This is a genomic window from Maritimibacter fusiformis (assembly GCF_008086115.1).
Lineage (GTDB): Bacteria > Pseudomonadota > Alphaproteobacteria > Rhodobacterales > Rhodobacteraceae > Muriiphilus > Muriiphilus fusiformis.
In genome coordinates this window covers 155,540-179,518 of sequence record NZ_VSIY01000013.1, presented here as the reverse complement: position 1 = coordinate 179,518, position 23,979 = coordinate 155,540, and the positions used below count along the sequence as shown (strand labels likewise).

Annotated in this window: 22 protein-coding genes, 1 tRNA gene and 1 riboswitch; of the genes, 12 read left to right on the top strand and 11 right to left on the bottom strand. The window is 66.7% G+C overall.

All coding sequences use genetic code 11. From position 1 onward, the window contains the following. Positions 1 to 43 precede the first annotated feature (43 nt). From FVF75_RS13075 to FVF75_RS13045, 7 genes are all read left to right on the top strand, one after another. Complete coding sequence (locus FVF75_RS13075) at positions 44 to 1,030, top strand: 2-hydroxyacid dehydrogenase (protein ID WP_148378704.1); 987 nt, start codon at positions 44 to 46, stop codon at positions 1,028 to 1,030. Between the two features lie 258 nt (positions 1,031 to 1,288). Next, on the top strand, positions 1,289 to 1,702 hold the full coding sequence (locus FVF75_RS13070; RefSeq protein ID WP_148378702.1) for a hypothetical protein: 414 nt from the start codon (positions 1,289 to 1,291) through the stop codon (positions 1,700 to 1,702). A 76-nt stretch (positions 1,703 to 1,778) separates the two neighbouring features. Further along, positions 1,779 to 2,462 carry a hypothetical protein gene (locus tag FVF75_RS13065; protein ID WP_148378700.1) on the top strand — a complete coding sequence of 228 codons (684 nt, stop codon included), beginning with the start codon at positions 1,779 to 1,781 and terminating at the stop codon, positions 2,460 to 2,462. Between the two features lie 106 nt (positions 2,463 to 2,568). After that, positions 2,569 to 5,076, top strand: coding sequence for a GcvT family protein (locus FVF75_RS13060; protein WP_148378699.1), 2,508 nt, complete (start codon positions 2,569 to 2,571; stop codon positions 5,074 to 5,076). Positions 5,077 to 5,086: 10 nt separating this feature from the next. Then, positions 5,087 to 5,449: a GFA family protein gene (locus tag FVF75_RS13055; protein ID WP_222861229.1), complete on the top strand. Its 363-nt coding sequence runs from the start codon at positions 5,087 to 5,089 to the stop codon at positions 5,447 to 5,449. Between the two features lie 125 nt (positions 5,450 to 5,574). Further along, on the top strand, positions 5,575 to 7,806 hold the full coding sequence (locus tag FVF75_RS13050) for an efflux RND transporter permease subunit (RefSeq protein WP_148378697.1): 2,232 nt from the start codon (positions 5,575 to 5,577) through the stop codon (positions 7,804 to 7,806). After that, positions 7,806 to 8,312 carry a hypothetical protein gene (locus FVF75_RS13045; protein WP_148378695.1) on the top strand — a complete coding sequence of 169 codons (507 nt, stop codon included), beginning with the start codon at positions 7,806 to 7,808 and terminating at the stop codon, positions 8,310 to 8,312. The genes FVF75_RS13050 and FVF75_RS13045 overlap by 1 nt, the downstream gene beginning before the upstream one ends. Before the next feature lie 30 nt (positions 8,313 to 8,342). Here FVF75_RS13045 and FVF75_RS13040 read toward each other — a convergent pair whose 3' ends face one another. Together FVF75_RS13040 and FVF75_RS13035 are read right to left on the bottom strand one after the other, a co-directional pair. Continuing rightward, complete coding sequence (locus tag FVF75_RS13040; RefSeq protein ID WP_148378693.1) at positions 8,343 to 9,047, bottom strand: NAD(P)-dependent oxidoreductase; 705 nt, start codon at positions 9,045 to 9,047, stop codon at positions 8,343 to 8,345. Positions 9,048 to 9,108: 61 nt separating this feature from the next. Next, positions 9,109 to 9,837, bottom strand: a complete 729-nt coding sequence (locus FVF75_RS13035) for a DUF4386 domain-containing protein (protein ID WP_148378691.1) — start codon at positions 9,835 to 9,837, stop codon at positions 9,109 to 9,111. Between the two features lie 183 nt (positions 9,838 to 10,020). Between FVF75_RS13035 and FVF75_RS13030 the strand changes: the two genes are divergently transcribed. Next, positions 10,021 to 10,905 carry a LysR family transcriptional regulator gene (locus FVF75_RS13030; protein WP_246138085.1) on the top strand — a complete coding sequence of 295 codons (885 nt, stop codon included), beginning with the start codon at positions 10,021 to 10,023 and terminating at the stop codon, positions 10,903 to 10,905. Between the two features lie 33 nt (positions 10,906 to 10,938). On the opposite strand, the gene FVF75_RS13025 is transcribed toward FVF75_RS13030, so the two are convergent. The 5 genes from FVF75_RS13025 to gcvT form a co-directional block, all read right to left on the bottom strand. Further along, positions 10,939 to 11,014: transfer RNA gene (locus tag FVF75_RS13025), tRNA-Ala, on the bottom strand. A gap of 73 nt (positions 11,015 to 11,087) precedes the next feature. After that, positions 11,088 to 11,534 (bottom strand): thioredoxin TrxC, encoded by a 447-nt coding sequence (gene trxC / locus FVF75_RS13020; protein WP_148378688.1) that lies wholly within the window; start codon positions 11,532 to 11,534, stop codon positions 11,088 to 11,090. Positions 11,535 to 11,624: 90 nt separating this feature from the next. Beyond that, positions 11,625 to 14,471 carry an aminomethyl-transferring glycine dehydrogenase gene (gene gcvP / locus FVF75_RS13015; RefSeq protein WP_148378685.1) on the bottom strand — a complete coding sequence of 949 codons (2,847 nt, stop codon included), beginning with the start codon at positions 14,469 to 14,471 and terminating at the stop codon, positions 11,625 to 11,627. A gap of 86 nt (positions 14,472 to 14,557) precedes the next feature. Beyond that, positions 14,558 to 14,917, bottom strand: coding sequence for a glycine cleavage system protein GcvH (gene gcvH / locus FVF75_RS13010; protein WP_148378683.1), 360 nt, complete (start codon positions 14,915 to 14,917; stop codon positions 14,558 to 14,560). Positions 14,918 to 14,934: 17 nt separating this feature from the next. Next, complete coding sequence (gcvT, locus tag FVF75_RS13005; RefSeq protein ID WP_148378681.1) at positions 14,935 to 16,047, bottom strand: glycine cleavage system aminomethyltransferase GcvT; 1,113 nt, start codon at positions 16,045 to 16,047, stop codon at positions 14,935 to 14,937. 130 nt (positions 16,048 to 16,177) lie between these two features. Further along, positions 16,178 to 16,280, bottom strand: a riboswitch (glycine riboswitch). A 98-nt stretch (positions 16,281 to 16,378) separates the two neighbouring features. On the opposite strand from gcvT, the gene FVF75_RS13000 reads away from it, so the two are divergent. After that, a complete protein-coding gene (locus FVF75_RS13000; protein WP_148378679.1) occupies positions 16,379 to 16,945 on the top strand; it encodes a gamma-glutamylcyclotransferase family protein in 567 nt (188 codons plus the stop codon). A gap of 132 nt (positions 16,946 to 17,077) precedes the next feature. Here the strand turns inward: FVF75_RS13000 and gltX are convergent, their stop codons facing one another. Next, entirely contained in the window at positions 17,078 to 18,397 is a 1,320-nt protein-coding gene (gltX, locus tag FVF75_RS12995; RefSeq protein ID WP_148378677.1) for a glutamate--tRNA ligase, read from the bottom strand. A gap of 58 nt (positions 18,398 to 18,455) precedes the next feature. On the opposite strand from gltX, the gene FVF75_RS12990 reads away from it, so the two are divergent. Together FVF75_RS12990 and FVF75_RS12985 are read left to right on the top strand one after the other, a co-directional pair. Further along, positions 18,456 to 18,920: a CopD family protein gene (locus tag FVF75_RS12990; RefSeq protein WP_222861228.1), complete on the top strand. Its 465-nt coding sequence runs from the start codon at positions 18,456 to 18,458 to the stop codon at positions 18,918 to 18,920. Continuing rightward, positions 18,920 to 19,309 carry a metallopeptidase family protein gene (locus FVF75_RS12985; RefSeq protein WP_148378675.1) on the top strand — a complete coding sequence of 130 codons (390 nt, stop codon included), beginning with the start codon at positions 18,920 to 18,922 and terminating at the stop codon, positions 19,307 to 19,309. Before FVF75_RS12990 ends, FVF75_RS12985 begins: the two co-directional genes overlap by 1 nt. Before the next feature lie 3 nt (positions 19,310 to 19,312). On the opposite strand, the gene FVF75_RS12980 is transcribed toward FVF75_RS12985, so the two are convergent. The 3 genes from FVF75_RS12980 to FVF75_RS12970 all read right to left on the bottom strand — a co-directional run bounded on the left by FVF75_RS12980 (position 19,313) and on the right by FVF75_RS12970 (position 22,211). After that, entirely contained in the window at positions 19,313 to 19,747 is a 435-nt protein-coding gene (locus FVF75_RS12980) for a DUF1801 domain-containing protein (protein ID WP_148378673.1), read from the bottom strand. A 4-nt stretch (positions 19,748 to 19,751) separates the two neighbouring features. Further along, positions 19,752 to 20,291 carry a hypothetical protein gene (locus FVF75_RS12975; protein WP_148378671.1) on the bottom strand — a complete coding sequence of 180 codons (540 nt, stop codon included), beginning with the start codon at positions 20,289 to 20,291 and terminating at the stop codon, positions 19,752 to 19,754. A gap of 249 nt (positions 20,292 to 20,540) precedes the next feature. Next, entirely contained in the window at positions 20,541 to 22,211 is a 1,671-nt protein-coding gene (locus FVF75_RS12970) for an NAD+ synthase (protein ID WP_148378669.1), read from the bottom strand. A gap of 155 nt (positions 22,212 to 22,366) precedes the next feature. On the opposite strand from FVF75_RS12970, the gene FVF75_RS12965 reads away from it, so the two are divergent. After that, positions 22,367 to 23,878: an MORN repeat-containing protein gene (locus tag FVF75_RS12965; RefSeq protein WP_425463234.1), complete on the top strand. Its 1,512-nt coding sequence runs from the start codon at positions 22,367 to 22,369 to the stop codon at positions 23,876 to 23,878. Positions 23,879 to 23,979 lie beyond the last annotated feature (101 nt).

Below are 23,979 nucleotides of genomic sequence, written 5' to 3'. Positions count from 1 at the left end.
ATGCCAGCGAAACGCGCCAAAGAAAAGCCAGCGGAGGGGTTCCATGGGTTCACAACGGCTGAGTGTTGTCGTTACGCGACGGTTGCCAGAAGTGGTCGAGACCCGGATGAAGGAACTGTTCGACGTCGAATTGCGCGACGACGATACCCCGATGACGCGCGACGAACTGGCCAGCGCAATGCAGCGGGCCGACGTTCTGGTGCCGACCCTGACCGACCAGATCGACCAGGGCATGCTGGCCAAGGCCGGTGACAAGCTGAAGCTGATCGCGAATTACGGGGCGGGTGTCGACCACATCGACGTTGCCACTGCGCGCCAGCGCGGCATCCTCGTCGCCAACACCCCCGGGGTCAGCGCCGACGATACCGCCGACATGACGCTGGCGATGATCCTCGCGGTGACCCGGCGCATTCCGGAGGGGCTTGCCCTGATGCACGCCGGCGGCTGGCAGGGTTGGTCGCCCACCGCGATGCTCGGCGGGCGGATCGCGGGGCGGCGGCTGGGCATTCTCGGCATGGGCCGGATCGGGCAGGCGGTCGCCAAGCGCGCGCGCTGCTTCGGCATGCAGGTGCATTACCACAACCGCCGCCGCCTTCACGCCGCGATCGAGGCCGAACACGAGGCGACCTATTGGGAAAGCCTTGACCAGATGGTCAGCCGGATGGACATCATCTCGATCAACTGCCCGCACACGCCCTCGACCTTCCACCTGATGAACGCGCGGCGGCTGAAGCTGATGAAGCCCGACGCGGTCATCGTGAACACCTCGCGCGGCGAGGTGATCGACGAAAACGCCCTGACCCGGATGCTGCGCGCGGGCGAGATCGCGGGGGCGGGGCTCGATGTGTTCGAGCGCGGGCCCGACATCAATCCGCGCTTGCGCGACCTCGACAACGTGGTGCTGCTGCCGCACATGGGTTCGGCCACCCGTGAGGGGCGGATCGAGATGGGCGAGAAGGTGATCATCAACATCAAGACCTTCGCCGACGGCCACCGTCCACCGGACCAGGTGGTGCCGGGGGTGTTGTGACGCGCCCGGCGGCGCGGCGCCGCATCGCACCCGCAGTTGGACCCGCAAGGGCCACTGGTCGGTCAGTCAAAGCCCCGCGAAGGCGGGGCTTTTCCTTTTCCTCCCGCCATGTCCGCTCATCCTGCGACATTTCGACTGTCGTTATACGTATATAACGATTTTCCTTGATGAATGTTATATCCGTATTACACTCTGCCTGCTTTCCGGCGACATACGCATCGGGTGTGAGTCGCGCGGATCATCGTCAAGGACGGAAAAATGACCTACGGAAAACTCAACATCACCGGCGGGCTGCTGTTTCTCGCCGCCTTCATGGCCTACGGGTTCCTGCTGATCTACCTGCGCGATTTCGCGCCGAGCAAGGAACAGTGGATCGCGGATTACGGCATCGGCACCCATTTCGAGGCGCGACTGGCGCACGTTCACGGCAACCTCTTTGCTCTTCTCAACGTGCTGATCGGCTATCTGGTGTGGAAACTGCCGATCGACCAGATGTCGGCCAAGTGGGTCTCGTGGCTGGCCTTCGCCGGCATGCTGATGCCGATCGGCATCGTGGCGGAAATCGTGCTGGGCGTGCCGCCCTACCTGGTGTTGCTGGGTGCGATCCTGATCGTCGTGGCGATGGCCTGGCTGGGCATCGCGGTCTGGCGGGCCAAGCTGTCACCGGCCTGAACGCATCCGGGCGCGTGAGGCTTGACAAGATGGCGCGCGCGCCCGCATCCCTTGGGTCCGACCCGAGGGATTGCCATTGGCCAGAACAACATCACGCCGCGCCGCACGCACCATCACCGCCCTTGCGGCGCTGGTGGTGCTGTCGGCCTGCGCGCGCGGCCTGACGCCGGCCGAGCGTGACTTTGCCGATGCGTTCTTTGGCGACACGCTGGATGCCGACGCGGTCGAGGTAACGGCGGGGATAGGCGTGCTGCCCCTGCCGCGCCCGCGCAAGCCCGATGCCGAGGTCGCCGCCCAGGGTCCGCGCAAGCCGCCCGAGGGGATCTGCGAGCGCAAGCGCTCGACTCAGCGCGTCTGGACCTGGCCCGCCGCCTTCGTGCTCTACGACAAGGTCTATTTCAGCTACGACTACTACCGTCCCGACACCTTCGAGGGCTGGCCCGACGCGGTGCCCTATCCCTCGGCCCTGATCATGGCGCACGAGTTGATGCATGTCTGGCAATGGCAGAACCGCGACCTGACCAACTACACCATCGCCGAATCCGCCTCCGAGACCACCGAGTCGGTCGATCCCTACTGGTGGACCACCGAGGCCGGGCGCGAGTTTCTCAGCTACGGCTATGAGCAGCAGGGCGCCATCGTTCAGGATTACATCTGCTACAGCCTGTTCGACCCCGACGATCCGAAACGCGCCGAGCTGCGCGCGATCCTGTCGCCGGTTCTGCCGATCCACAAGTTCGACGCGGCGCTGCGGCGCTGACGTTGCCACCTGTCGGTTTCGGGCCTTCATCGGTCGGAGCCACCTTTCCGAAAACGCGCGAATTCGGCAATCTGTGCGCATCATGCCGCGCTGAGGAGGTCCGTCGATGAAAACCCATGTGAAAGCCCTGGTGGTCGGCGGCGGCGCGGTCGGGACGGCGATTGCCTATCACCTGGCCCGGGCGGGCTGGGCCGACGTGATGCTGCTGGAGCGTGACGAGTTGACATCGGGCTCGACATGGCACGCCGCCGGGCTGCTGCCCCTATTCAACATGGGCTATGCCACCAGCCACATCCACGACTACTCGGTGAAGTTCTACAAGACGCTGGAGGAAGAAACCGGGCTGAACGCGGGCTTCAGCGTGGTCGGCAACCTGCGCATGGCCCAGACCCGGGCGCGGCTGGATGAATACGAGCTTTACGCCTCGATCGCCGAGACCGTGGGCATCCCCTACGAGTTCCTGACCCCGGCGCAGATCAGGGAACGCTGGCCGCTGGTGCGCACCGAAGACCTTGTCGGCGCGCTGTTTCACCCGACCGACGGCTATATCAACCCCGCCGATGTCACCATGGCGATGGCCAAGGGCGCCCGGATGCGCGGGGTCGAGATCGTTCGAAAGCGCCAAGTCGACAGCTATGAATGGACGGGGTCCGAGTGGATCGTGCGCGGGTCCGTGATGGTCGAGCGGGGCGGCAACCTGGTGCCTTCGGGCGAGACCTTCGAGATTCGCGCCGAGCATGTCGTCACCGCCACCGGCAACCACGCCCAGCGCACCGCCGGGCTTCTGGGCATCCGCATTCCGGCGATCCCGGTCGAGCATCAGTATATCGTGACCGAGCCGGACCCGGCGCTGGTGGAGTTTCGCAAGAGCCACGGCGAACACCCGGTGCTGCGCGATGCGGACGCGAAATGGTATGTGCGCGAGGAACGCGGCGGCTGGATTCTCGGCCCCTATGAGTTCGGCGCCCCGGCGCGGTTCGAATATGCCGTGCCCGACAGTTTCCGCGCCGACCTGTTCGCGCTCGATCTGGAGCGGATCGAACAGGAATACATGTCGATGATCCACCGCATCCCGACCTCGGAAACGGTGGGGCTGAAGGATGATTTCAACGGCCCGATCTGCTACACGCCGGACGGCAATCCGCTGGTCGGGCCAGCACCCGGCCTGCGCAACATGTGGCTGGCCGAGGGCTTTTCCTTCGGCATCACGGCGGCGGGCGGAACCGGCCATTACCTTGCCCAGATGATGGTGGAGGGCGAGGCCGAGATCGACATGGCCAGCCTCGATCCGCGCCGCTATGCGCAGGGCTGGATGACCACCGAATATGCCGCGCGCAAGAACGAGGAATGCTATTCCCACGTCTTCATCCTGCACCACCCCGACGAGGAACGCGAAGCCTGCCGCCCGCTGCGCACCGCGCCCGCCTATGACCGGCAAAAGGCGCTGGGCGCGCAATTCGGGCAGGTCAACGGGTGGGAGCGGCCGAACTACTACGGCCCCCTCGATGCGCCGGACAGTTTCGACCACGACGCCCGCAGCTTCCGGCGCGGCGGCTGGTGGCAATATGCCGAGGCCGAGGCGCGCGCGATCCGCGAGGCTGCCGGGCTGATCGACGCCACCGCCTTTGCCAAGCACAAGGTGTTCGGACCGGGCGCGACCGGGTTTCTGGACTGGTTCACCACCAACAAGCTGCCCCGCGTGGGCCGGATCAACCTGACCTATGCCCTGAGCGTGGCCGGCACCACGCGCACCGAATACACCATCGTGCGCGAGGCCGAGGACGAGTATTACCTGATCTCCGCCGGGGCCTGGGCGGATTACGACGAGGATTTCCTCATCAAGGCGGTCGAGGATTGGCGCGCCGAGCACGCGGGCGACTGGGTGGGCGTGCAGGACGTGACGACGCAATGGGGCGTCTTTGCCATCGCCGGGCCGAAATCGCGTGATGTGCTGGCCGAGGTGATCCGCGATGCCGATCCCGCCACGGTCCTGTCGAACAAGCGCTTTCCCTGGCTCTCGTCCCGGCGGATCGAACTGGGCATGTGCCCGGTCAACGCCATCCGCGTCGCCTATACCGGCGAGTTGGGGTGGGAGCTGCATCACCCGATCGAGATGCAGAACTACCTGTGGGATCTGCTGATGACGGCGGGCAAGGCGCATGGGCTCAAGCCGGTCGGCGCGCGGGCGCAGAACTGGCTGCGGCAGGAAAAAAGCTATCGCGCCTTCGGCACCGAACTTGGCCGCGACGCCACCCCGCTGGAGGCCGGGCTGGATCGGTTCGTCGATCTCACCAAGGACTTCCACGGCAAGGCGGCGATGGAGGCCACCGGCATCCGCTCGCTCTGCGTGACGCTGCTGATCGACGGGCCGGAGGATGCCGACCCCTGGGGCCGCGAGGCGCTGTTTTCCGGCGGGGAAAAGGTCGGGCGGCTGACCTCGGGCGGCTATTCGGTGGTCTTCGGCAAGTCGATCGGCATGGGCTATGTGCGCCCCGACCTCGCCAAGCCGGGCACGAAGTTGAAGGTGATGATGCAGAACCGCCTGTGGGATGCCGAGATCGCCCCCGACAGCCCGCACGACCCGACCAACGCGCGCATCCGGGCGGATGGGTAGGGGCCACGGCATGAGCGACGACATCATCACCGGTTCGTGCCATTGCGGCGCGGTGCGCTACGAGATCACCCGGCCCAAGGGCGCGACCGCCTGCAATTGTTCGATCTGCCGGCGGCTGGCCGCGCTCTGGGTCTATGCGCCGCCGGTCAAGGGGCGGGTGATCGCCGAACCGGACGCCACCATCGCCTATGCCTGGGGCGACAAGGAGCTTGCGTTTCACACCTGCAAGACCTGCGGGGCGACGACCCATTGGGCCAGCCTGATCGACGACCGTTTCGCGGTGAACCTGCGCCTTGCCGACGATCCCGACATCGTGGCAACGACCCGTGTGCGCCACTTCGACGGGGCCGACAGCTGGACCTTTCTCGACTGACGGATCGCCGCCAAACGCCTTGCAAAGACCCGCCCGCAAAGGCTAGGTGGCGCGGAAACTCGTGAGAGGCAGATGATGGCGGCCGATGTCGGGCAGGTCCGTCCCGCTCTGGGAGGGGACCGCTAGTGTTTTCGCAATGGCGGTTCGGCCGGGCGCTGGCCTCGGCATTGGCGCGGGTCAGGGCAGGGTTTTCGCTGCTCTGGCTGGTGTTCGCCGCGCTCCTGGTGTTCGGCGTCACCGGCGCGACCAAGGTCACGTTCGACGATGCCCTGCTTCGGTTCTTTCGCAGCGATTTCCCGGCCTACGAGGAATTCCTCGACGTTGCGCGCGATTTCGAGAGCGATTCCAACGATGTGATCGTGCTGATCGAGGCTGACGACCTGGCCGATCCGACGGTGCTGATGGCGGTGTCGGATTTCCTGCTGGATGCGCAATTCGTCGACGGTGTGCGCGCCGCGGTCTCGCCCCTGTCGCTTCAGGTCACCGGCGCGGACGGCGAGGCCGAACCGCTGGTGCCTTTCCCGCTGCCCGACCGGGCGACGATGGCCGCGCGCTTCGACGCCGAGCGTGGCGGCAACGCCGCGCTGCGCCGCCTGATGGGGCCGGACCGAAATGCGATGGTGGCGATCCTGCCGATCAGCGATCTGGATTCCGACGTGCAGGATGGCCGCGCCAACCAGATCGACGCGCTGGCGGACCTGGCGGACAAGGCCGAGGCCGCATCGGGCGCGACGATCCGGCTGTCGGGCTATCCGGTGTTGCGCGACCGGGTGGCGCGCGGACTGGTGAGCGATGTGCTGCTTCTGAACCTGGTGGGGGCTGCGGTCGGCTTCATCGTGGCGGTGATCGCGCTGCGCAGCGTGACGCTGGGGTTGCTCACGCTGGCCGGGCCGCTGGTGTCGCTGGTCACCTCGCTGGGCGTGTTCGGCCATCTTGGCATCACCGTGAACACGGTGTCGGTGACGCTGCCGGTGCTGGTCCTGATCCTGGCCACATCGGATTCGATCCACATCAGCTTCGAGCGGGCGCGCCAGGCCGGGCGCGACAGCAAACGTGCCACGGTGCGCGCCGTGCGCCGGGTGGCGATCGCCTGCATCTTCGCCGGCATCACCACCGCCGTCGCGTTTGCTGCGCTGACCCTGTCACGCGCCGAGATCATCGCCGAACTGGGCCGCATGGGCACGCTTCTTATCCTCTTGTCCTCGTTCACCGTGCTGCTGACGCAGACCCTTATCCTCGGCGCCGCCGGGCATCACCCCTGGTTCAACGAAAAGTTCGAGCGGCTCGAGCGGCGCCCGCCCAGCGGGCTGTTTTTCGTCTACCTGCCGCGCCTCGCGCTGGCCCGGCCCAGGACTGTCGCGACCCTGGGGCTGATCGTGCTGGTGGTGGCGACGGTGTTCTACAGCCAGGCCTCGCCCCGTTACTCGATCCTCGACAGTCTCAGCCCGAACGAGCCGGTGATCGCGGCCTTTCGCGATATCGAGGAAAAGGTGACGCCGGTTTCGGTGCTTCAGGTGGCGGTGCGCTCGACCGACACCGAGGTGATTTCCGAGGTCCACGATACCGTTGTCCGTGTGGCCGGCAGCGACAAGGTGCAATCGCTGGCCCGGCTGTCGCGCGACATGGGTGGGGCGGACGAGATCCCCGAGGCGCTGGCCCGCCGGCTGGTGTCCGAGGACGGCAGCCGCGCGCTGGTCACGCTGTCGTTTCAGTATGAGAGCGGTGAACAGACCGACGCGCTGGCGGCCAGGATTGACGCGGCCATCGCCGCGAACCCGGCGCTGGACGGGGTCGAGGTCAGCGCGGCCACCGGCCTTCCGGTGATGACCGCGCGGGTGGCGGCCAAGATCCTGACCGAGCTTAATCGAAGCCTGCTGATCGCGCTGGCGGCCGTGGGCGTTCTGATCACGCTGTGGCTGCGCTCGATCCGGGTGGCGCTGATCTCGCTGATCCCCAACGTGTTGCCGGTGTCGCTGATCGGGGCCTGGCTGGCCCTGTCGGGGCACGGGATCGAGTTCGCCAACGGGCTGGCGCTGGCGGTCGCCTTCGGGGTGGCGGTGGATGACACGCTGCATGTGTTGAACCGGCTGCGCCTGACCGGCGGGTTTTCGCGGATCGGGCGGACACGTCTGCGTGAGGCGCTGGACGAGGCCACGCCGGCCTTGGTAACCACCTCCACCGTTCTGGTCCTTGGCATGGGCGGCTCGATCTTTGCCACCACCAAGGGCGTTGCCGATTTCGGCACCATCGCGATGAGCGTCTATGTCCTGGCGCTGATCGCCGATCTTCTGGTCCTGCCCGCGGTGATCGCGGTGTTCGGTCCGCACAAGAGCCCCGCGCCGGGCCGGAGGAATTGATGATCAGACCCTTGTTTGCCGCCGCGTTCATCACCCTCGCCCTGCCGGCGGGGGCCGCCGATCTGTTTGCCGTGGCAGGTGACTGGGTGGGCGAGGGCAGCCTCTCGACCGGCGCCGACAAGCCGATGGAACGGGGCCGCTGCAAGGTCGGCGTCGAGCAGGCCGAGGGTGCGGGCGACGTGGCGGTCAAGGGCAAATGCGTGGTGGCGGCGGGCGCGTCGGACATTTCGCTCAGGCTGGTGCGGGGCGAGAATGGCAAGGTCCGCGCCGGGTTCTGGACGGCGGCCACAGACCAGACCGTGCAGCTTGCCGGGTCCGAGACCGCCGAGTTGATCGAGCTGTTCTCGACCGAGCCCCTGATGGTCGACGAGAAGCCCTATGAAACCTGGGTCAAGATCATGGCGCCCGACGCGGGCAGCTTTGCCATCCAGCAGATGCTGCGCCCCGAGGGCGCCGAGACCTGGCGCATGGTGGTCGACATGACCTACAACCAGGCCGAGGGGTAGCGCGCCCGGTTCCCCGCGCGCGCCAACGTTCTATGCCGGAACCGACGCCACCGCCTCCGGGTGCGCCTTGGCCGAGGCCGAGTTGCGCCCGACGATCGCCGGGGCTTCGTGGATCAGCCGGTCATCGGTCAGCGCATGCACCATGAACAACGCGAAATCCGTGCGACGCGTCAGGTTCGAGGCCAGCACCGGGTCGCCGACATGGCGCGCCCAGACCGGCAGCCCCTCGCTCTCGCCCTCCTCGAGGTCCGAGCCGCGCACCACGGTCCAGGCGGTATCGGAGGCGAAGATCATGTCGGTCGCCCGCACCTGGTCGGAGATGTCGGCCAACCGGGTGGCCCAGGCGATGAAGGTCAAAAACCCATAGATGAACCTCTGCCCCAGGCTGTAGCGGTCCTTGCCCTCCTTGGTGATGTGCCAGCCGCAGGAGAAGATCAGCCTTGCGCCCGGCTCGGCGTTTTCCAGAACCGCGCGGGCGGTGCCGCTGGCGTAGTTGGTGAACCCCCAGGGGGCGAGCACGGTAAGCACGCCGTCGCAGCCCTTGACCGCCTGGGCAACCACGTCGGCGTTGTCGGTCCGCGCCGGGAAAACGGTGATCCGTCCCTTGAAGCGGTCGAGCTTGCCGACGCTCTCGGGGCGGCAGACGCCAACCACCTCGTAGCCGTGGGCGAGCGCGTGTTCGGTCATGTATTGACCCAGTTTGCCGGAGATGCCGATGATGCAGATGCGTGTCATGTCTTGGTCCTTTCCTAAATTGAATGAGGCGCGGGCAGGGACCGCCCGCGCCGGGTGTGGGTCAGGCCGCGGCCTGGGTCATGGCAGTCGAGGCGGGGCGCGGTCCGCGGATCACCAGCCATAGGGCAAAGCCCACTTCGGCCAGCGTGACGATGCCGAGGAAAACGGCGGTGACGGTGCCCAGCCCCGCGGCCTCGGGCAGCGCGAATTTGTGCAGGCTGTCGAGCAGGTAGCCGACCGAACCCAGCGTCATCGCGTGACCCAGAAGGCGGGGGAAACGGCCCGACCGCGCGACGAGCTGGCCGAGAATGGCAAGGTGCACGGTGAAAAACACCTGCCAGATCCAGACGCCGGCATCGTGCATCCCGAGAAACAGGTTGCCGAGGTCAAGCCGCTGCGCCTCGGAAAAGCTCGCCAGCGCGCCGCCCGGTTCGGCCAGCACCAGGGCACCGGCGGAAAAGAACAGCATCGCCGCCATCACGCCCACCATGCTCAGCCGCGCCAGGGCGGCGGCAAAGGACAGCGCGGCGCTGACCGGCTTGAACATGAAGTAAAGCAGCGCGGTGGCCATGATCTCGGCGATCAGGATCGCCACTTCGCCGCCAATTCCGGCCAGGAACAGCCCGCGCCGGGCCAGTATATTTTCGAAGGTCGCCGCGGCGTCGCCCGGCACCAGCAACTGCGCCGGCACCCAGAGGATCGAGAAAAAGCCGAACACGGCGATGAAGAGGTAAAAGGCGCCGGTCAGGCGTGCATAGCCACGCGACCGGGGATCGTTGAAGAGGTGCATGTCGTGGTCCTTTCCTTGGGCAAACCGGGGCCGGTCCCGCACCGGGGGTGCGGGTCGAAAGGCTTGCCGTCTTGGGTCTGTCTGTTTGTTCGCGCGCCGCGTTTTGCGCCGCTGACACAGGGATAGCGCACCGGCAATCCAAATGAAATTGACTGGATATGCCGATCTGATATGCGTATTCGCATGGATTGGAGATCGGTCAAATTCGACTGGAACCGCGCGCGGGCGTTCCTTGTGACCGCCGAGGAAGGTTCGTTGTCGGCGGCGGCGCGGGCGCTGGGGCTGGCGCAGCCGACGCTGGGGCGGCAGGTCGATGCGCTGGAGCAGGAACTGGGCGTGGTGCTCTTTGAACGGGTCGGACGCGGGCTGCGCCTGACCCCCGCCGGGCACGAGTTGATCGAACATGTCCGCGCCATGGGCGAGGCGGCGGGGCGGCTCTCGATGACGGCCTATGGCCAGAACGAGGCGATGGAGGGGATGGTCACGATCTCGGCCTCGGACGCCTATGCCGCGATGCTGCTGCCGCCGATCCTGAAAGACCTGCACGAAGCCGAACCCCGGATCGTGATCGAGGTGATCGCGTCGAACGACGCCTCCGACTTGCTCAGGCGCGAGGCCGATATCGCCATCCGCAACTTCCGCCCGAAAGAACCCGACCTTGTGGCGCGCAAGATTCGCGATGCCACCGGCCGGTTTTACGGCACGCCCGCCTATCTTGATCGCCTCGGGTCGACCGCAACTGCCTCTGACCTGTCGCGCGCCAGCATCATCGGACTGGATGACACCGCCCTGATGATCGAGGGGCTGCGGTCAATGGGCCTCGATCTGACCGAGGCGAATTTCCCGCTGCGCTCGGCCAGTTTCCTGGTGATGTGGGCTTTGGTGAAACAGGATCTGGGGCTGGGGCTGATCGACGACCGGATCGGTGACGCCGACCCCGAGGTGCGCCGGGCGCTGCCCGGTCTGGCGCCGTTCCCGTTCCCGGTCTGGCTGACCGCGCACCGCGAAATCCATCGCAACCGCCGCTTGCGGTTCGTGTTCGACTTCCTCGCCGAGGCGCTGCGATAGCGCGCTGTAAGGCGATCATCATGGGATGGGATCTGGTGGAGCCGAGGGGAATCGAACCCCTGACCTCGTCATTGCGAACGACGCGCTCTCCCAACTGAGCTACGGCCCCAACGGGGTGCTATCTGGCGTTTCCGGGGCGCGGTGTCAAGCGGATATCGCGCCGCGCGCCCCGGGCGATTCCGTCAGGCGCCGACCCTGGCCTTTGTGCGCACGAAATCCTCGATCGCGCGGGCCGGCACCGCACCCGACTGGCGTGCGACTTCGCGACCGTTCTGGTAGAGGATCATCGTCGGGATGCCGCGGATGTTGTTCCTGGCCGATACCTTGGGGTGATCCTCGGTGTTGATCTTGACCAGCCGCGCATCGGGGCCCAATGCCTGCGCCGCCTTGGAAAACTCCGGCGCCATCATCCGGCACGGGCCGCACCACGGCGCCCAGAAATCGACCAGCAGCGGCAGGTCGTCGTTCTTCGTGGCCTTGGCCAGCACGCCCGCGTCGATCTCGTGCACCTTGGCGTCGTTCAGCTTTTCACCGCAGGTGCCGCATTTCGGCCCGGCACCCAGCTTGTCTGAGGGCACCCGGTTGACCGCGCCGCAAGCGAGGCAGGTGAGTTTCATCGGTTTGGCCATCGGGTGTCTCCCGGCAAATATTCAAGTTGCGAAATATGTGCGCCCGCGCGGGCCGGATTTCAACCCCGCGCGGGCATGGCTTTCACGCACCTATTCCGCCGCGTCCTGGTAGCTTTCCAGCGGCGGGCAGACGCACACCAGGTTGCGGTCGCCATAGACGTTGTCGACCCGGTTGACCGGGGGCCAGTACTTGTCGACCCGGAACGCCCCCGGCGGGAAGCAACCCTGTTCGCGGCTGTAGGGCCGGTCCCAGTCGCCCACCAGGTCCTCGACGGTGTGCGGCGCGTTTTTAAGCGGGTTGTTCTCGGGATCGGACTTGCCGTCCTCGATGGCGCGGATCTCCTCGCGAATTGCCAGCATCGCGTCGCAGAAGCGGTCGATCTCGGCCTTGGTCTCGCTCTCGGTCGGCTCGATCATCAAGGTGCCGGCGACCGGCCAGCTCATCGTCGGCGCGTGAAAGCCCGCGTCCATCAGGCGCTTGGCGATATCCTCGACGGTGACACCGGCGCTTTCGTCGAACGGGCGCACGTCGATGATGCATTCATGCGCCACCCGGCCCGTCGGCCCCTTGTAGAGCACCTCGTAGGCGCCTTGCAGCCGTGCCGCGATGTAGTTGGCATTGAGGATCGCCACCCGCGTCGCCTGCGTCAGGCCAGCCCCCCCCAGCATCAGCACATAGGCCCATGAGATCGGCAGGATCGAGGCCGAGCCATAGGGCGCGGCGCTGACCGCGCCTTCCTTGCCCTTGAAGGGATCGGGCGGCAGGTGCGGGGCCAGGTGGGCCTTGACACCGATCGGCCCCATGCCGGGACCGCCGCCGCCATGCGGGATCGCGAAGGTCTTGTGAAGGTTCAGGTGGCTCACGTCGCCGCCCAACTCGCCCAGCTTCACCAGCCCGACCAGCGCGTTGAGGTTGGCGCCGTCGATATAGACCTGCCCGCCGTGATCGTGGGTGATCTGGCAGACCTCGCGCACGGTTTCCTCGAACACCCCGTGGGTCGAGGGATAGGTGATCATGCAGGCGGCCAGATTGTCGCCCGCGGCCTCGGCCTTGGCGCGGAAATCGTCGACATCGACATCGCCGTTCTCGGCCGACTTGACCACCACCACCTTCATCCCCGCCATCTGCGCCGAGGCCGGGTTGGTGCCATGCGCCGACATCGGGATCAGGCAGATATCGCGATTGGTCTCGCCGCGCGCCGCGTGATAGGAGCGGATCGCCAAAAGCCCGGCATATTCGCCTTGCGCGCCCGAGTTCGGTTGCATCGACATCGCGTCATAGCCGGTGATGGTGCAGAGCTTGGCCTTGAGATCGTCGATCAGGATGCGATAGCCCTCGGCCTGGCCCGGCGGGCACAGCGGGTGCAGCATCGAGAATTCGCGCCAGCTGACCGGCATCATCTCGGCGGCGGAATTCAGCTTCATCGTGCACGACCCAAGCGGGATCATCGCCCGGTCCAGCGCCAGGTCGCGGTCAGCCAGCTTGCGCATGTAGCGCATCATTTCCGTCTCGGCCCGGTTCATGTGAAACACCGGGTGGGTCAGATAGTCGCTCTGCCGTCCCAGACCGGCGGGCAGGCGGTATTCCTCGGTGAATTCGTTGTCCTTCGCCTCGATCCCGAAGGCCCGCCAGACGCCCTCGATGGTTTCCGAGCGGGTCGGTTCATCCAGCGTGATGCCCACCCTGGTCTTGCCCACCGGGCGCAGGTTGATGCCCTCGCGCACCGCGGCGCGCAGCACGCCTTTTTGCAGCAGTCCGACCTCGACCGTGATGGTGTCGAAAAACGTCTCGGGTTCGACCTTGAAGCCCGCCGCCTCCAGCCGCTTGGCCAGCCGCAGGGTCTTGCGGTGGATGCGCTGGGCGATGGCCTTGAGACCCTCGGGGCCGTGGAACACGGCATAGAAACTGGCCATCACCGCCAGCAGCGCCTGCGCGGTGCAGACGTTCGACGTGGCCTTTTCACGCCGGATATGCTGTTCGCGGGTTTGCAGTGCCAGCCGGTAGGCGCGGTTGCCGCGCGCGTCGATGGAGACGCCCACCAGCCGGCCGGGCAGGGCGCGCTTGTGGGCTTCGTGACAGGCGATATAGGCGGCATGCGGCCCGCCGTAGCCCATCGGCACGCCGAACCGCTGGGTGGTGCCGACGGCAATGTCGGCCCCCATCGCGCCGGGTTCCTTCAAGAGCGTCAGGGCCAGCGGGTCGGCGGCGACGATGCCGATGGCCTTGGCGTCATGCAGCGCGGTCATCTCGTCGGTGAAATCGCGCAGATGCCCATGCGTGCCGGGATACTGAAAGATCGCGCCGAACACCTTGCCCGGTTCCAGCGCCTCGGGCGCGGCCACGATCACCTCGATGCCAAGGGGGGCGGCCCGGGTCTTCATCACCGCGATGTTCTGCGGGTGGCAGTTCTCGTCGATGAAAAACGCCGCCGCCTTCGATTTCGCCACCCGCTGCGCCATCACCATCGCCTCGGCGCAGGCCGTGGCCTCATCCAGCAGCGAGGCATTGGCGACCTCTAGCCCGGTCAGGTCCGACACCATCGTCTGGTAGTTCAGAAGCGCCTCGAGCCGGCCCTGGCTGATCTCGGGCTGGTAGGGGGTGTAGGCGGTATACCAGGCCGGGTTTTCCAGGATGTTGCGCTGGATGACCGGCGGCGTGACGGTGCCGTGATAGCCCTGGCCCAACAGCGAACGCAGCACCCGGTTCTTCGATGCCGTCACCCGCATCTGGTGCAGCATTTCCCGCTCGGAGCGCGGCTTGCCGAAGTCCAGCGGTTCAGACTGGCGGATGGATTTCGGCACGGTCTGGTCGATCAACTCGTCCAGATCGGCAACGCCAAGGGTCGCGAACATCTCGGCCATCTCGGCGGGCGAGGGGCCGATGTGGCGGCGGTTGGCGAAATCGTAGGGTTTGTAGGCGGTGGGGGTGAAGGGCATCTGTGTCTCCGTGGGCAAATCTCTTCACAAGAGATTTGCCAAGGGTCGCTCGCAGACCCTTGGCGATCCGGGCAACCGGCGTTCAATCAGCCGATAAAGGCCTTGTAGGCGGCTTCGTCCATCAGGTCGTCGAGCACCGAAACGTCCTCGATCCTGAGCTTGAAGAACCAGGCGTCGCCCTCGGGGTCTTCGTTGACCTTGCCGGGATCGTCGGAAATCGCGTCGTTCACCTCGACGATCTCGCCATCCAGCGGCGCGAGGATGTCGGAGGCGGCCTTGACGCTTTCGATCACCACGACCTCGTCATCTTTCGAGACGGTCGTGCCGGCCTCGGGCAGTTCGACGAATACGATGTCGCCCAGCTGTTCGGCGGCATGGGCGGTAATGCCCACGGTGACGATGCCATCGGCCTCTTCGAGCCATTCGTGTTCTTCGGTGTACTTCATGGAATGCTCCTGTTGGATCAACGCTTGTATGTGTGGGGGTGGAAGGGCAGTTCGGCAACGCTGACAGGCAGACGCTTGCCGCGCACATCGCCGAACAGCCTCGTGCCGGGTTTGGCCATGCCGGCGGGGACATAGCCCATCGACATCGGCCGTTCAATCGACGGGCCGAAGGCGCCCGAGGTGATGCTGCCGATCGGCTCGGCGCCGTCCTCGTCGGCGAAAAGCTGGGTGCCGGCGCGCATCGGGGCGCGGCCGTCGGGGGCAAGGCCGACGCGTCGGCGTTCGGTCCCGTCCGTCAGTTCGGCCAAGATCCTGTCGGCGCCGGGAAAGCCACCCTCACGCGCGCCACCGGGGCGGCGGACCTTCTGGATCGCCCAGCCCAGATCGGCCTCGGCCGGCGTGGTGGTCTCGTCGATGTCGGAGCCATAAAGGCACAGCCCGGCCTCGAGCCGCAAAGAATCGCGCGCGCCGAGGCCGATCGGCTGCACGCGGGGATCGTCGAGCAGGGCCCGTGCGAGGCGCGGCGCCATCGTGTTGGGCACCGAGATCTCAAAGCCGTCCTCGCCGGTATAGCCCGAGCGGCTGACCCAGCAGGTGGCGCCCGCAAGCTCGAGGTCGGCCACGTCCATGAAACGCATGTCGCGGACAGCCGGGTTGAGCGCGGCCAGCACCGCCTCGGCCTTGGGGCCCTGCAGCGCGACCAGCGCGCGGCCGGTGATTTCCTCGACCTCGAGGCCGGACAGGTTGGCGTGCAGATGGGCAAGGTCGACATCGCGTCGCGCGGCGTTCAGCACCAGAAACAGGTGATCGCCCTTGTTGGCGATCATCAAGTCGTCAAGCAGCCCGCCCTCGGGTGTGGTGAACATCGCATAGCGCTGCCGACCCGGCTTCAGCCCGATCACGTCGACCGGCACCAGTGCCTCGAGCGCGCGGGCCGCGTCGTCGCCGCGCAGGATGACCTGGGCCATGTGGCTGACGTCGAACAGTCCCGCTTCGGCACGGGTGTGAAGGTGCTCCTTCATCACGCCGGACGCGAATTGAACGGGCATGTCCCAGCCCGCGAAGGGAACCATCTTGGCCCCGTATTCCTTGTGCAGATCGTATAAGACCGTGCGCTGCAACTCACCCATCCGGTTTCCCCCGCCGGGGTGGCGCGCCCGGCATCGCTGGGCCCTTGGCCCGTTCGATGCCCCCTCTGTCCTGACGCCTGAGATCGTTATCCCTTCGGCGCCCCGGCTGGCCCGGGGTCTCTCCAGAGTTTGACCCTGCGAGGTCCGTTTGCCTGAGAGTTTACCGGGGCGGTTGCTCCTTCGGCACCGGCCAAGCCGCGAGCGGCCCGCCGGGTTCTCCCTGCGCAGGTGCGGGGACGTTAGCGGGCTTGCATGGCCCTTACAAGCCCCCGTTTATCGGCCCGGCCTCGCAGCCCTTGTGTCGGTCGCGCCGGGCGATCAGATTGCCCCTATGTCTGACGCGTTCTTCTTTGGCTACGGGTCGCTGGTCAACCGGCGCACCCACGATTTCCCCGAGGCTCACCCGGCGCGGGTGTCCGGGTGGCGGCGTGCCTGGCGGCATTCGCCGCTGCGTGACGTGAGCTTTCTGACCGTGGTGCCTTCGCCCGGCGCGGTCATCGACGGGCTGATCGCAGCGGTGCCGGGGGCGGATTGGACGGCGCTCGATGAACGCGAGCGTGCCTATCACCGGCACCCGGTCACCCGCGCCGTGGCGCATCCCGTCGGGCGCGATATCGAGGTGGCGATCTATGCCATCCCCGGCGTGGACCAGGCGGTGCCGAGCGCCGCGCATCCGGTGCTTCTGAGCTATGTCGACGTGGTGGTGCAGGGGTTCCTGACCGAGTTCGGCGAAGCTGGCGTGCGGCATTTCTTCGAGACCACGGATGGCTGGGAGGTGCCGATCCTCGATGACCGGGCCGCCCCGCGCTACCGCCGTGCGCAGAGCCTGAGCGGTGCGGAGCGCGACATGGTGGACGACGGGCTGGCGACGGTCGGCGCGGGGATCGTGCGGCTGTGAAGTCGCGGGCTGCCGCGGCGGGCAGGTTGCAGGATTCGCGTATCGAGTGGCCGGTTTTGGCGCAATCGGAGCGGTCGGGTTGAACCTTTCATGCCTCCGGCGGGAGTATTTCAGCCAAGATGAAGCGGCCTGTCAGCGCCGGACCTTTTGCAGAAGCGGCATAAGCGACGACATGTCCGGGCCATGCTCGCGCCCGGTCAGGGCCTTTCTGAGTGGCATGAACAGACCCCGGCCCTTGCGCCCCGTGGCGGATTTGACCTCGGCGGTCCAGGTGCTCCAACTGTCGGCCGTATAGGGCGGATCGGGCAGGAGGTCGAAGGCGGTGGCGATCATCTCGCGGTCGTCCTCGTCAACCAGCGGCTCGGCGCCGTCGCGGCAAAGCTGCCACCAGTCCTCGAGGTCGGAGAGCTTGGTGATGTTCTCGCGCGCCACCGTCCAAAAGGCTTCGGCGATATCGTCCGGCACGCCCAGCGCGCGGACATGCTCGGCCACCGCCGCATAGGGCAGGGTGGCGAGGTAATGCGCGGTCAGCGGCAACAGGTCGGCCACGTCGAACTTGGTGGGTGCGGTGCCGAAGGTGGACAGATCGAAGCCCTCGACGATCTCGTCGATCGACTGGCGCAGTTCGACCGGCTGCGACGAGCCCAGCCGCGCCATCAGGCTGAGCAGCGCCATCGGCTGGATGCCCTGTGCTCGCAGGTCGCGCAGCGCCAGCGTGCCGAGGCGTTTTGACAGCGCCTCGCCGTGCGGGCCGGTCAGAAGCGAGTGGTGTGCAAAGCGCGGCACGGTGCCGCCCAGCGCTTCGATGATCTGGATCTGGGTCGCGGTGTTGGTAACGTGGTCCGAGCCGCGCACCACGTCGGTGATCCCGAAGTCGATGTCGTCGCAGACCGAGGCCAGCGTGTAGAGAAACTGCCCGTCGGCGCGGATCAGCACCGGGTCCGACACGCTGGCCGCGTCGATCGAGAGCGTCCCGAGGATGCCGTCGGTCCATTCGATCCGGCTGTGGTCGAGCTTGAAGCGCCAGTGGCCGGCGCCGCGCTCGGCCCGGAGCGTCGCCTTTTCATCCTCGCTCAGCGCCAGAGCGGCGCGGTCGTAGACCGGCGGCTTGCCCATGTTGAGCTGTTTCTTGCGCTTGAGGTCCAGCTCGGTCGGGGTCTCGAAACACTCGTAGAACCGGCCCTTGGCGCGCAGCTCGTCGGCGGCGGCCTCGTAGCGGTCGAGGCGCGAGGATTGGGTTTCCACCCGGTCCCAGGTCAGGCCCAGCCATTCCAGATCCTGCTTGATCGCGTCGGCATATTCGGGCTTCGAGCGTTCCGGGTCGGTGTCATCGAGGCGCAGGATGAACTGGCCGCCGGCCTTGCGGGCGATCAGGAAATTGATCAGCGCGGTGCGCAGGTTGCCGACATGCAGATAGCCGGTGGGCGAGGGCGCGAAACGGGTGGTGGTCATGGCGGTCTCCTTGCCGGCTGCTCTTTCATATGCGCGGGGTTTTGTCCATATCTGGGCGGTGACGGGCGGAAAAGGATTCGGCATGTTCTACTGGGTGCTGACCGCGCATCTTCTGGGTGCGGCGATCTGGACCGGCGGGCACCTGGTGCTGGCGGTGAGCGTGCTGCCGCGTGCGCTCAGGGCAGGGTCGCCGCAGATCCTGACGGATTTCGAGGCCGGGTTCGAGCGCATCGGCATCCCGGCCCTTCTGGTGCAGGTAGCCAGCGGTTTGTGGCTGGCCTATGCGGTGGCACCCGACTGGCGTGCGTGGTTCGCCTTTGACGACGCCGTATCCGGCGCGGTGGCGGTCAAGCTGATCCTGTTGGCGATGACCGCCGGGCTGGCGCTGAATGCGCGCTTCCGGGTGATCCCGAACCTGTCGGCGGAAACGCTGCCGCTGATGGGCTGGCATATCCGGGCGGTGACGCTGTTCTCGATCCTGTTCGTGATGGCCGGCGCCTTTATCAGCACCGGGGGCTGGTGATGGACGCGCCGGGGCTGGACGAGATCGAACGCATGGCGCTGGAGGCCGTCGAGGCACTGCCCGAGGCGTTTCGCGGCCCGGCGCGCGACGTCTTGCTGCGGGTCGAAGACCTGGCCGACGATGCGCTGCTGGACGAGATGGGGATGGACGATCCGTTCGCACTGACCGGGCTTTACGAAGGCATCCCGCTGACCCACAAATCGGTGATGGACCCGGGGACCGGGCCGGACGTGATCCGGCTGTTTCGCCGGGCGATCCTGGACGAATGGATTGCGCGCGGCGACGTGGCGCTGGCCGACCTGGTGGCGCATGTGATGGTGCACGAACTGGCGCATCATTTCGGCTGGTCGGATGACGATATCGCCGCGATCGACCGCTGGTGGGAATGACGCCTAGCCCGGGCTGACCGTGTGGTTGACCGCGAGGTCGTCAAGCCCGGTCCGGATGATCTGCCGCAGCATCCCCAGGTCGACATCGGCGAGCTTGCCCAGGTAGAGGCAGGATTTGCCCAGCCGGTGCTTGCCAAGCCCGGCCAGCAAGTCGCTGTAATCCTGGTAGCCGGGCATGATGTAGAGCACCAGATTGGCCTTGCGCGGACTGAAGCCGGTGGCGCACATGTCGCCCTCGTGCCCACTGTCGTAGACATAGTGGTAGCTGCCGTAGCCGACGATCGACGGACCCCACATCCGGGGCTGCCAGCCGGTCACCTCGCGAAAGATCGCGTCGAGGGCCAGGGCGTCGGCACGGCGCGGCGACGGTTCGACCCCGGCCAGGAATTCCGCGACGCTCGCGCCGGTCGGGCGCGTCTTGATGCCGCTGTCTGTCATGTTGTCACTCGGGCTTGGGCACGGTCACCGAGAAAGTGCCGCTGATCGGCACCGGGTCGGTGCCCGGGGCGATGGCGGGCTCGGACATGTAGTTCTCCATCCGCACGAACTCGCCGGAGAAATCGGCGCTGATCTCGTTGTCGTCGCTGATCGAGAAATTCCCGAAGGCGACGGTTCCGCCGTCCGATCCGGCGGCGAGCGGTGTGTTCATGTCCTCGCCGAAGAACTCGGCCGACAGGAAGTCGCCGGTGCCGTTGTCGACCCAGAAGGTGAGTTGCAGCATCGGGCTGCCGGGTATGCCGTCGTCGTTCACGGTACGGGCCAGGAGGTTGACGCTGCGCCGGCCCATGATGTTGCGCTCGGCGGCATAGGCGCTGTCATTTTCCGTATCGTAGGGGATCACGAGGCTGTGCTCGGTGCCGTCGACGGTCACGGTCGCGGTGCCCATGATCGTGTAGCGGGGCAGAAGCTCCTGAGCCATCGCGGGAAGGGCGATGGCGGTGGCGAGGACGGTGGCAAGAGAGGTGGCGGCGAGTCGAAACATCGAGGACCTCCGGGGCATGAGTTGCCCGGTCACCCTATCGACTCCCGGCTGTCGGCTCAATCGAAATGGCGGGTGGGGGCGCTGCCCCCGGCCGGTCGGTTTGCCGGGGCAAACCGACCGCCTCCCCCGGAGTATTTTTGCCAAGATGAAATGGCGAACTTGTCCGAAGTCGGCATTTTCCGGGGCATTTGGGGGCAGGATCGGCGGGGTTCGTGCAGTATTCCGACCAACGCCCGGCCATGTCCGCGCCTAGCTGTTGTCGCGCCAGCGGTTCACCATCGGGTAACGCCGGTCGAGCCAGAAGCTGCGGGGTGTGAGCCGCGTGCCCGGGGCGGACTGGAAGCGCTTGTATTCCGAGGTGAAGATCAGCCCCTCCACCTTTTTCACCACCGCGCGGTCGAACCCCTCGGCCACCAGCTCGGCCACGCTGGCCTCGCGGTCGATCAGCCCGTCGAGGACCCTGTCGAGCACCTCGTATGGCGGCAGCGAATCCTCGTCCTTCTGGTCGGCGCGCAACTCGGCGGAGGGCGGTTTGTCGATCACCCGGGGCGCGATCACCTCGCCTGCCGGTCCCTTCATCCAGGGCCGGTGGTTGGCGTTGCGCCAGCGGCAGGTCTCGAACACCCGGGTCTTGTAGAGGTCCTTGATCGGGTTGTAGCCGCCGGCCATGTCGCCATAGATCGTGGCATAGCCGACCGCGCCTTCGGACTTGTTGCCGGTGGTCAGCAGCATTTCGCCGAACTTGTTGCTGAGCGCCATCAGGAGCACGCCGCGCAGACGCGACTGGATGTTTTCCTCGGTCACGTCGGGTTCGGTGCCGTTGAACAGCGGTGCCAGCGCCTCGGTCACGGCGGCGCGCGGCCCGGCGATCGGGATGATGTCGTAGCGGCAGCCCAGCGCCTCGGCGACGGCCCTCGCATCGTCCAGCGAGGTCTCGGTGGTGAACTCCGACGGCAGCATCACGCAGCGCACGTTGTCCGGCCCCAACGCGTCCGTGGCGATGGCCGCAACGATCGCCGAATCGATGCCCCCCGACAGGCCCAGCAGCACCCTGGAAAACCCGGTCTTGCGCATGTAGTCGGCCAGCGACAGCACCATGGCGCGGTAATCCGCCTCCCATTCGGCGGGCAACGGCGCGCGCTCGCCCGGGTCGATCCGCCAACCCGCACCGGTTTCGGTCAGGTCGATATGGGCCAGCGCCTCGTCGAAGGCGGGCAGTTGAAAGGCGATGTCGCCACCGTTTTCCGCGCCGGGGTTCACGCCGAAACTGCCGCCGTCGAACACCTGGTCGTCCTGCCCGCCGACGAGGTTGAGATAGATCACCGCGCGCCCGGTTTCCGCCGCCCGGTCGCGCATATGGGCATGGCGGATCGGCATCTTGCCCCGGAAATAGGGCGAGCCGTTGGGCACAAGCAGGATCTCGGCCCCGGCGGCTGTCATGGTGGCGCAGACCCCGGGCCACCAGGCGTCCTCGCAGATCGGGGTGCCGATCAGAAGCGGGCCGATGCGGAACGGGCCCTGGTCAGGGCCGGGGGTGTAGAGGCGCTTTTCGTCGAACACGGTCTCGTTGGGCAGCACCTGCTTGGTGACGCGCAGGCGCACCTTGCCGCCTTCGAGGATGTAGTAGGCGTTGAAGAGATCGCGCCCGCCGTGAAACGGCGCGCCGATGCCGATCGCGGGGCCGTCGGCGCAGTCGCGCGCCAGCCGGTCGGCGGCGTCCATCGCATCGCGCCAGAAGGCCGTTCGCATCACCAGGTCCTGCGGCTGGTAGCCGGTCAGGAAGCCTTCGGGAAAGGCGATCATGTCGGCGCCGGCGTCCCTGGACTCGGCCCAGGCGGCCCGCGCCAGGGCGGCGTTCTCATCGATCGCGCCGAGGGTCGGGTTGAGCTGGGCCAGGGTCAGGCGAAATCGTTGGGTCATGCGCGCTCCGTTGCGAACACTTTGACATTTAACAGGTTCACGCGGGAGGAAAAGCCGCCAGCAGCGCCGGTCGGGGCGAAAACGTTTGTCTCGGCCCGGGCGCTCGCATAGGTTTCTGACTTAACGGCAACGGCAGGCGCGGAAAGAGGAGTGACATGGGTCGACTGGTTCGAGAGAGACATGCGCCGGCGCGACTGGGCGTGGCGCTTGGGCTGATGCTGGCCGCGAGCGGTGCGGTCGCGCAGGATGGCGATGTCGAGGTCAAGCAATACGATCACGGCGGTGTCTACGAGGGCACCTTCAAGGATGGCGAGCCGCATGGCGAAGGCACCTACCGGATGCCCTCGGGCTATGAATACACCGGCCAGTTCGTCGATGGCGAAATCCGGGGCCAGGGCACGGCGCGCTTTCCCAACGGCTCGGTCTACGAGGGCAGCTTTGCCAAGGGCCGGCCGCATGGCTTCGGCAAGATCACCTTTGCCGACGGGTCGAGCTACGAGGGTGACTGGGTCGAGGGCAAGATCAACGGCTCCGGGCTGGCGATCTATGCCAACGGCGTGAAATACGAAGGCGGGTTCCGCAACGCGCTGCATCACGGGCAGGGCCGGATGGAAAGCCCCTCGGGCTATGTCTACGAAGGCGACTGGGTGATGGGTGTGAAGGACGGCCAGGGCCGCTCCACCTATGTCGACGGTTCGGTCTATGACGGCGGCATGAAGGACGACCAGCGCGCCGGCCAGGGCACCTTCACCGGGGCCGATGGCATGGTCTATACCGGCGGCTGGGCCGATGGGCAGATGCAGGGCGAGGGCAAGCTGACCCAGCCCAACGGCGACAGCTACGAAGGCCCGTTCGAGGCCGGGGTGCGCGCTGGCGAGGGCAAGGTCACCTATGCCAACGGCGACATCTACGAGGGCACCTTCGTCAACGACAAGCGCCACGGCCAGGGCACCTTCATCGGCGTCGACGGGTTTCGCTATGTCGGCAACTGGATCGAGGGCCAGATCGAGGGCGAGGGCACCATCACCTATCCCGACGGGTCGGTCTATGCAGGCGCCTTCCGTGCCGGGCTGCCGGATGGCGAAGGCACCATCACCTATCCCGACGGCGCGACCTACAAGGGCGGCTGGCAGGATGGCGTGTTCCACGGCGAAGGTGTGGCAACTTATGCCAACGGCGCGGTCTATGACGGCATGTTCGCCGCCGGTCTCTACGAGGGCGAAGGCACGCTGACCTATCCCGATGGCTACAGCTATTCCGGGTCGTGGAAGGCCGGTCTGCGCCACGGCCAGGGCACCACGACCTTTGCCGATGGCGCGGTCTATGTCGGCGAATTCGCGGCCAACAAGCGCTCCGGCCAGGGCACCCTGACCAAGCCGGACGGAAGCGGCTACGAAGGCACCTGGGCCAACGGTCTGGCAAACGGCCTCGGGGTGGAGCGCTATGTCGACGGCTCGGTCTACGAAGGCAACTTCGTCGACGGGGTGCGCGAGGGGCAGGGCACCGTGTCCTATTCCGATGGCACCCGCGCCTCCGGCGAATGGGTCGACGGGGTTCTCGACACCATGCTGGAAGGCGGCGAGGACGAGGGCGAGGAGGCCGCCCCGGCTGAGGCCGCTCCAGAGGATGTCGCCCCGGATGCGGCTGTCCCAACGGACGGAAACTGACGCAAGAGGCCCAAGGTTTTCCCGAAAACCTTGGGCAAAAGCCTTCAGAGGGCTTTTGCCCGGCGGCTTGCCGCGACGACCCGAACCGCCGTTTTGGAACC

Bases quoted from the DNA above. Each gene is read 5' to 3' on its own strand.
- FVF75_RS13075 (WP_148378704.1), top strand. From the start codon at position 44: ATGGGTTCACAACGGCTGAGTGTTGTCGTTACGCGACGGTTGCCAGAA.
- FVF75_RS13070 (WP_148378702.1), top strand. From the start codon at position 1,289: ATGACCTACGGAAAACTCAACATCACCGGCGGGCTGCTGTTTCTCGCC.
- FVF75_RS13060 (WP_148378699.1), top strand. From the start codon at position 2,569: ATGAAAACCCATGTGAAAGCCCTGGTGGTCGGCGGCGGCGCGGTCGGG.
- FVF75_RS13055 (WP_222861229.1), top strand. From the start codon at position 5,087: ATGAGCGACGACATCATCACCGGTTCGTGCCATTGCGGCGCGGTGCGC.
- FVF75_RS13045 (WP_148378695.1), top strand. From the start codon at position 7,806: ATGATCAGACCCTTGTTTGCCGCCGCGTTCATCACCCTCGCCCTGCCG.
- FVF75_RS13040 (WP_148378693.1), bottom strand. From the start codon at position 9,047: ATGACACGCATCTGCATCATCGGCATCTCCGGCAAACTGGGTCAATAC.
- FVF75_RS13035 (WP_148378691.1), bottom strand. From the start codon at position 9,837: ATGCACCTCTTCAACGATCCCCGGTCGCGTGGCTATGCACGCCTGACC.
- FVF75_RS13030 (WP_246138085.1), top strand. From the start codon at position 10,021: ATGGATTGGAGATCGGTCAAATTCGACTGGAACCGCGCGCGGGCGTTC.
- trxC (WP_148378688.1), bottom strand. From the start codon at position 11,534: ATGGCCAAACCGATGAAACTCACCTGCCTCGCTTGCGGCGCGGTCAAC.
- gcvP (WP_148378685.1), bottom strand. From the start codon at position 14,471: ATGCCCTTCACCCCCACCGCCTACAAACCCTACGATTTCGCCAACCGC.
- gcvH (WP_148378683.1), bottom strand. From the start codon at position 14,917: ATGAAGTACACCGAAGAACACGAATGGCTCGAAGAGGCCGATGGCATC.
- gcvT (WP_148378681.1), bottom strand. From the start codon at position 16,047: ATGGGTGAGTTGCAGCGCACGGTCTTATACGATCTGCACAAGGAATAC.
- FVF75_RS13000 (WP_148378679.1), top strand. From the start codon at position 16,379: ATGTCTGACGCGTTCTTCTTTGGCTACGGGTCGCTGGTCAACCGGCGC.
- gltX (WP_148378677.1), bottom strand. From the start codon at position 18,397: ATGACCACCACCCGTTTCGCGCCCTCGCCCACCGGCTATCTGCATGTC.
- FVF75_RS12985 (WP_148378675.1), top strand. From the start codon at position 18,920: ATGGACGCGCCGGGGCTGGACGAGATCGAACGCATGGCGCTGGAGGCC.
- FVF75_RS12980 (WP_148378673.1), bottom strand. From the start codon at position 19,747: ATGACAGACAGCGGCATCAAGACGCGCCCGACCGGCGCGAGCGTCGCG.
- FVF75_RS12975 (WP_148378671.1), bottom strand. From the start codon at position 20,291: ATGTTTCGACTCGCCGCCACCTCTCTTGCCACCGTCCTCGCCACCGCC.
- FVF75_RS12970 (WP_148378669.1), bottom strand. From the start codon at position 22,211: ATGACCCAACGATTTCGCCTGACCCTGGCCCAGCTCAACCCGACCCTC.
- FVF75_RS12965 (WP_425463234.1), top strand. From the start codon at position 22,367: ATGGGTCGACTGGTTCGAGAGAGACATGCGCCGGCGCGACTGGGCGTG.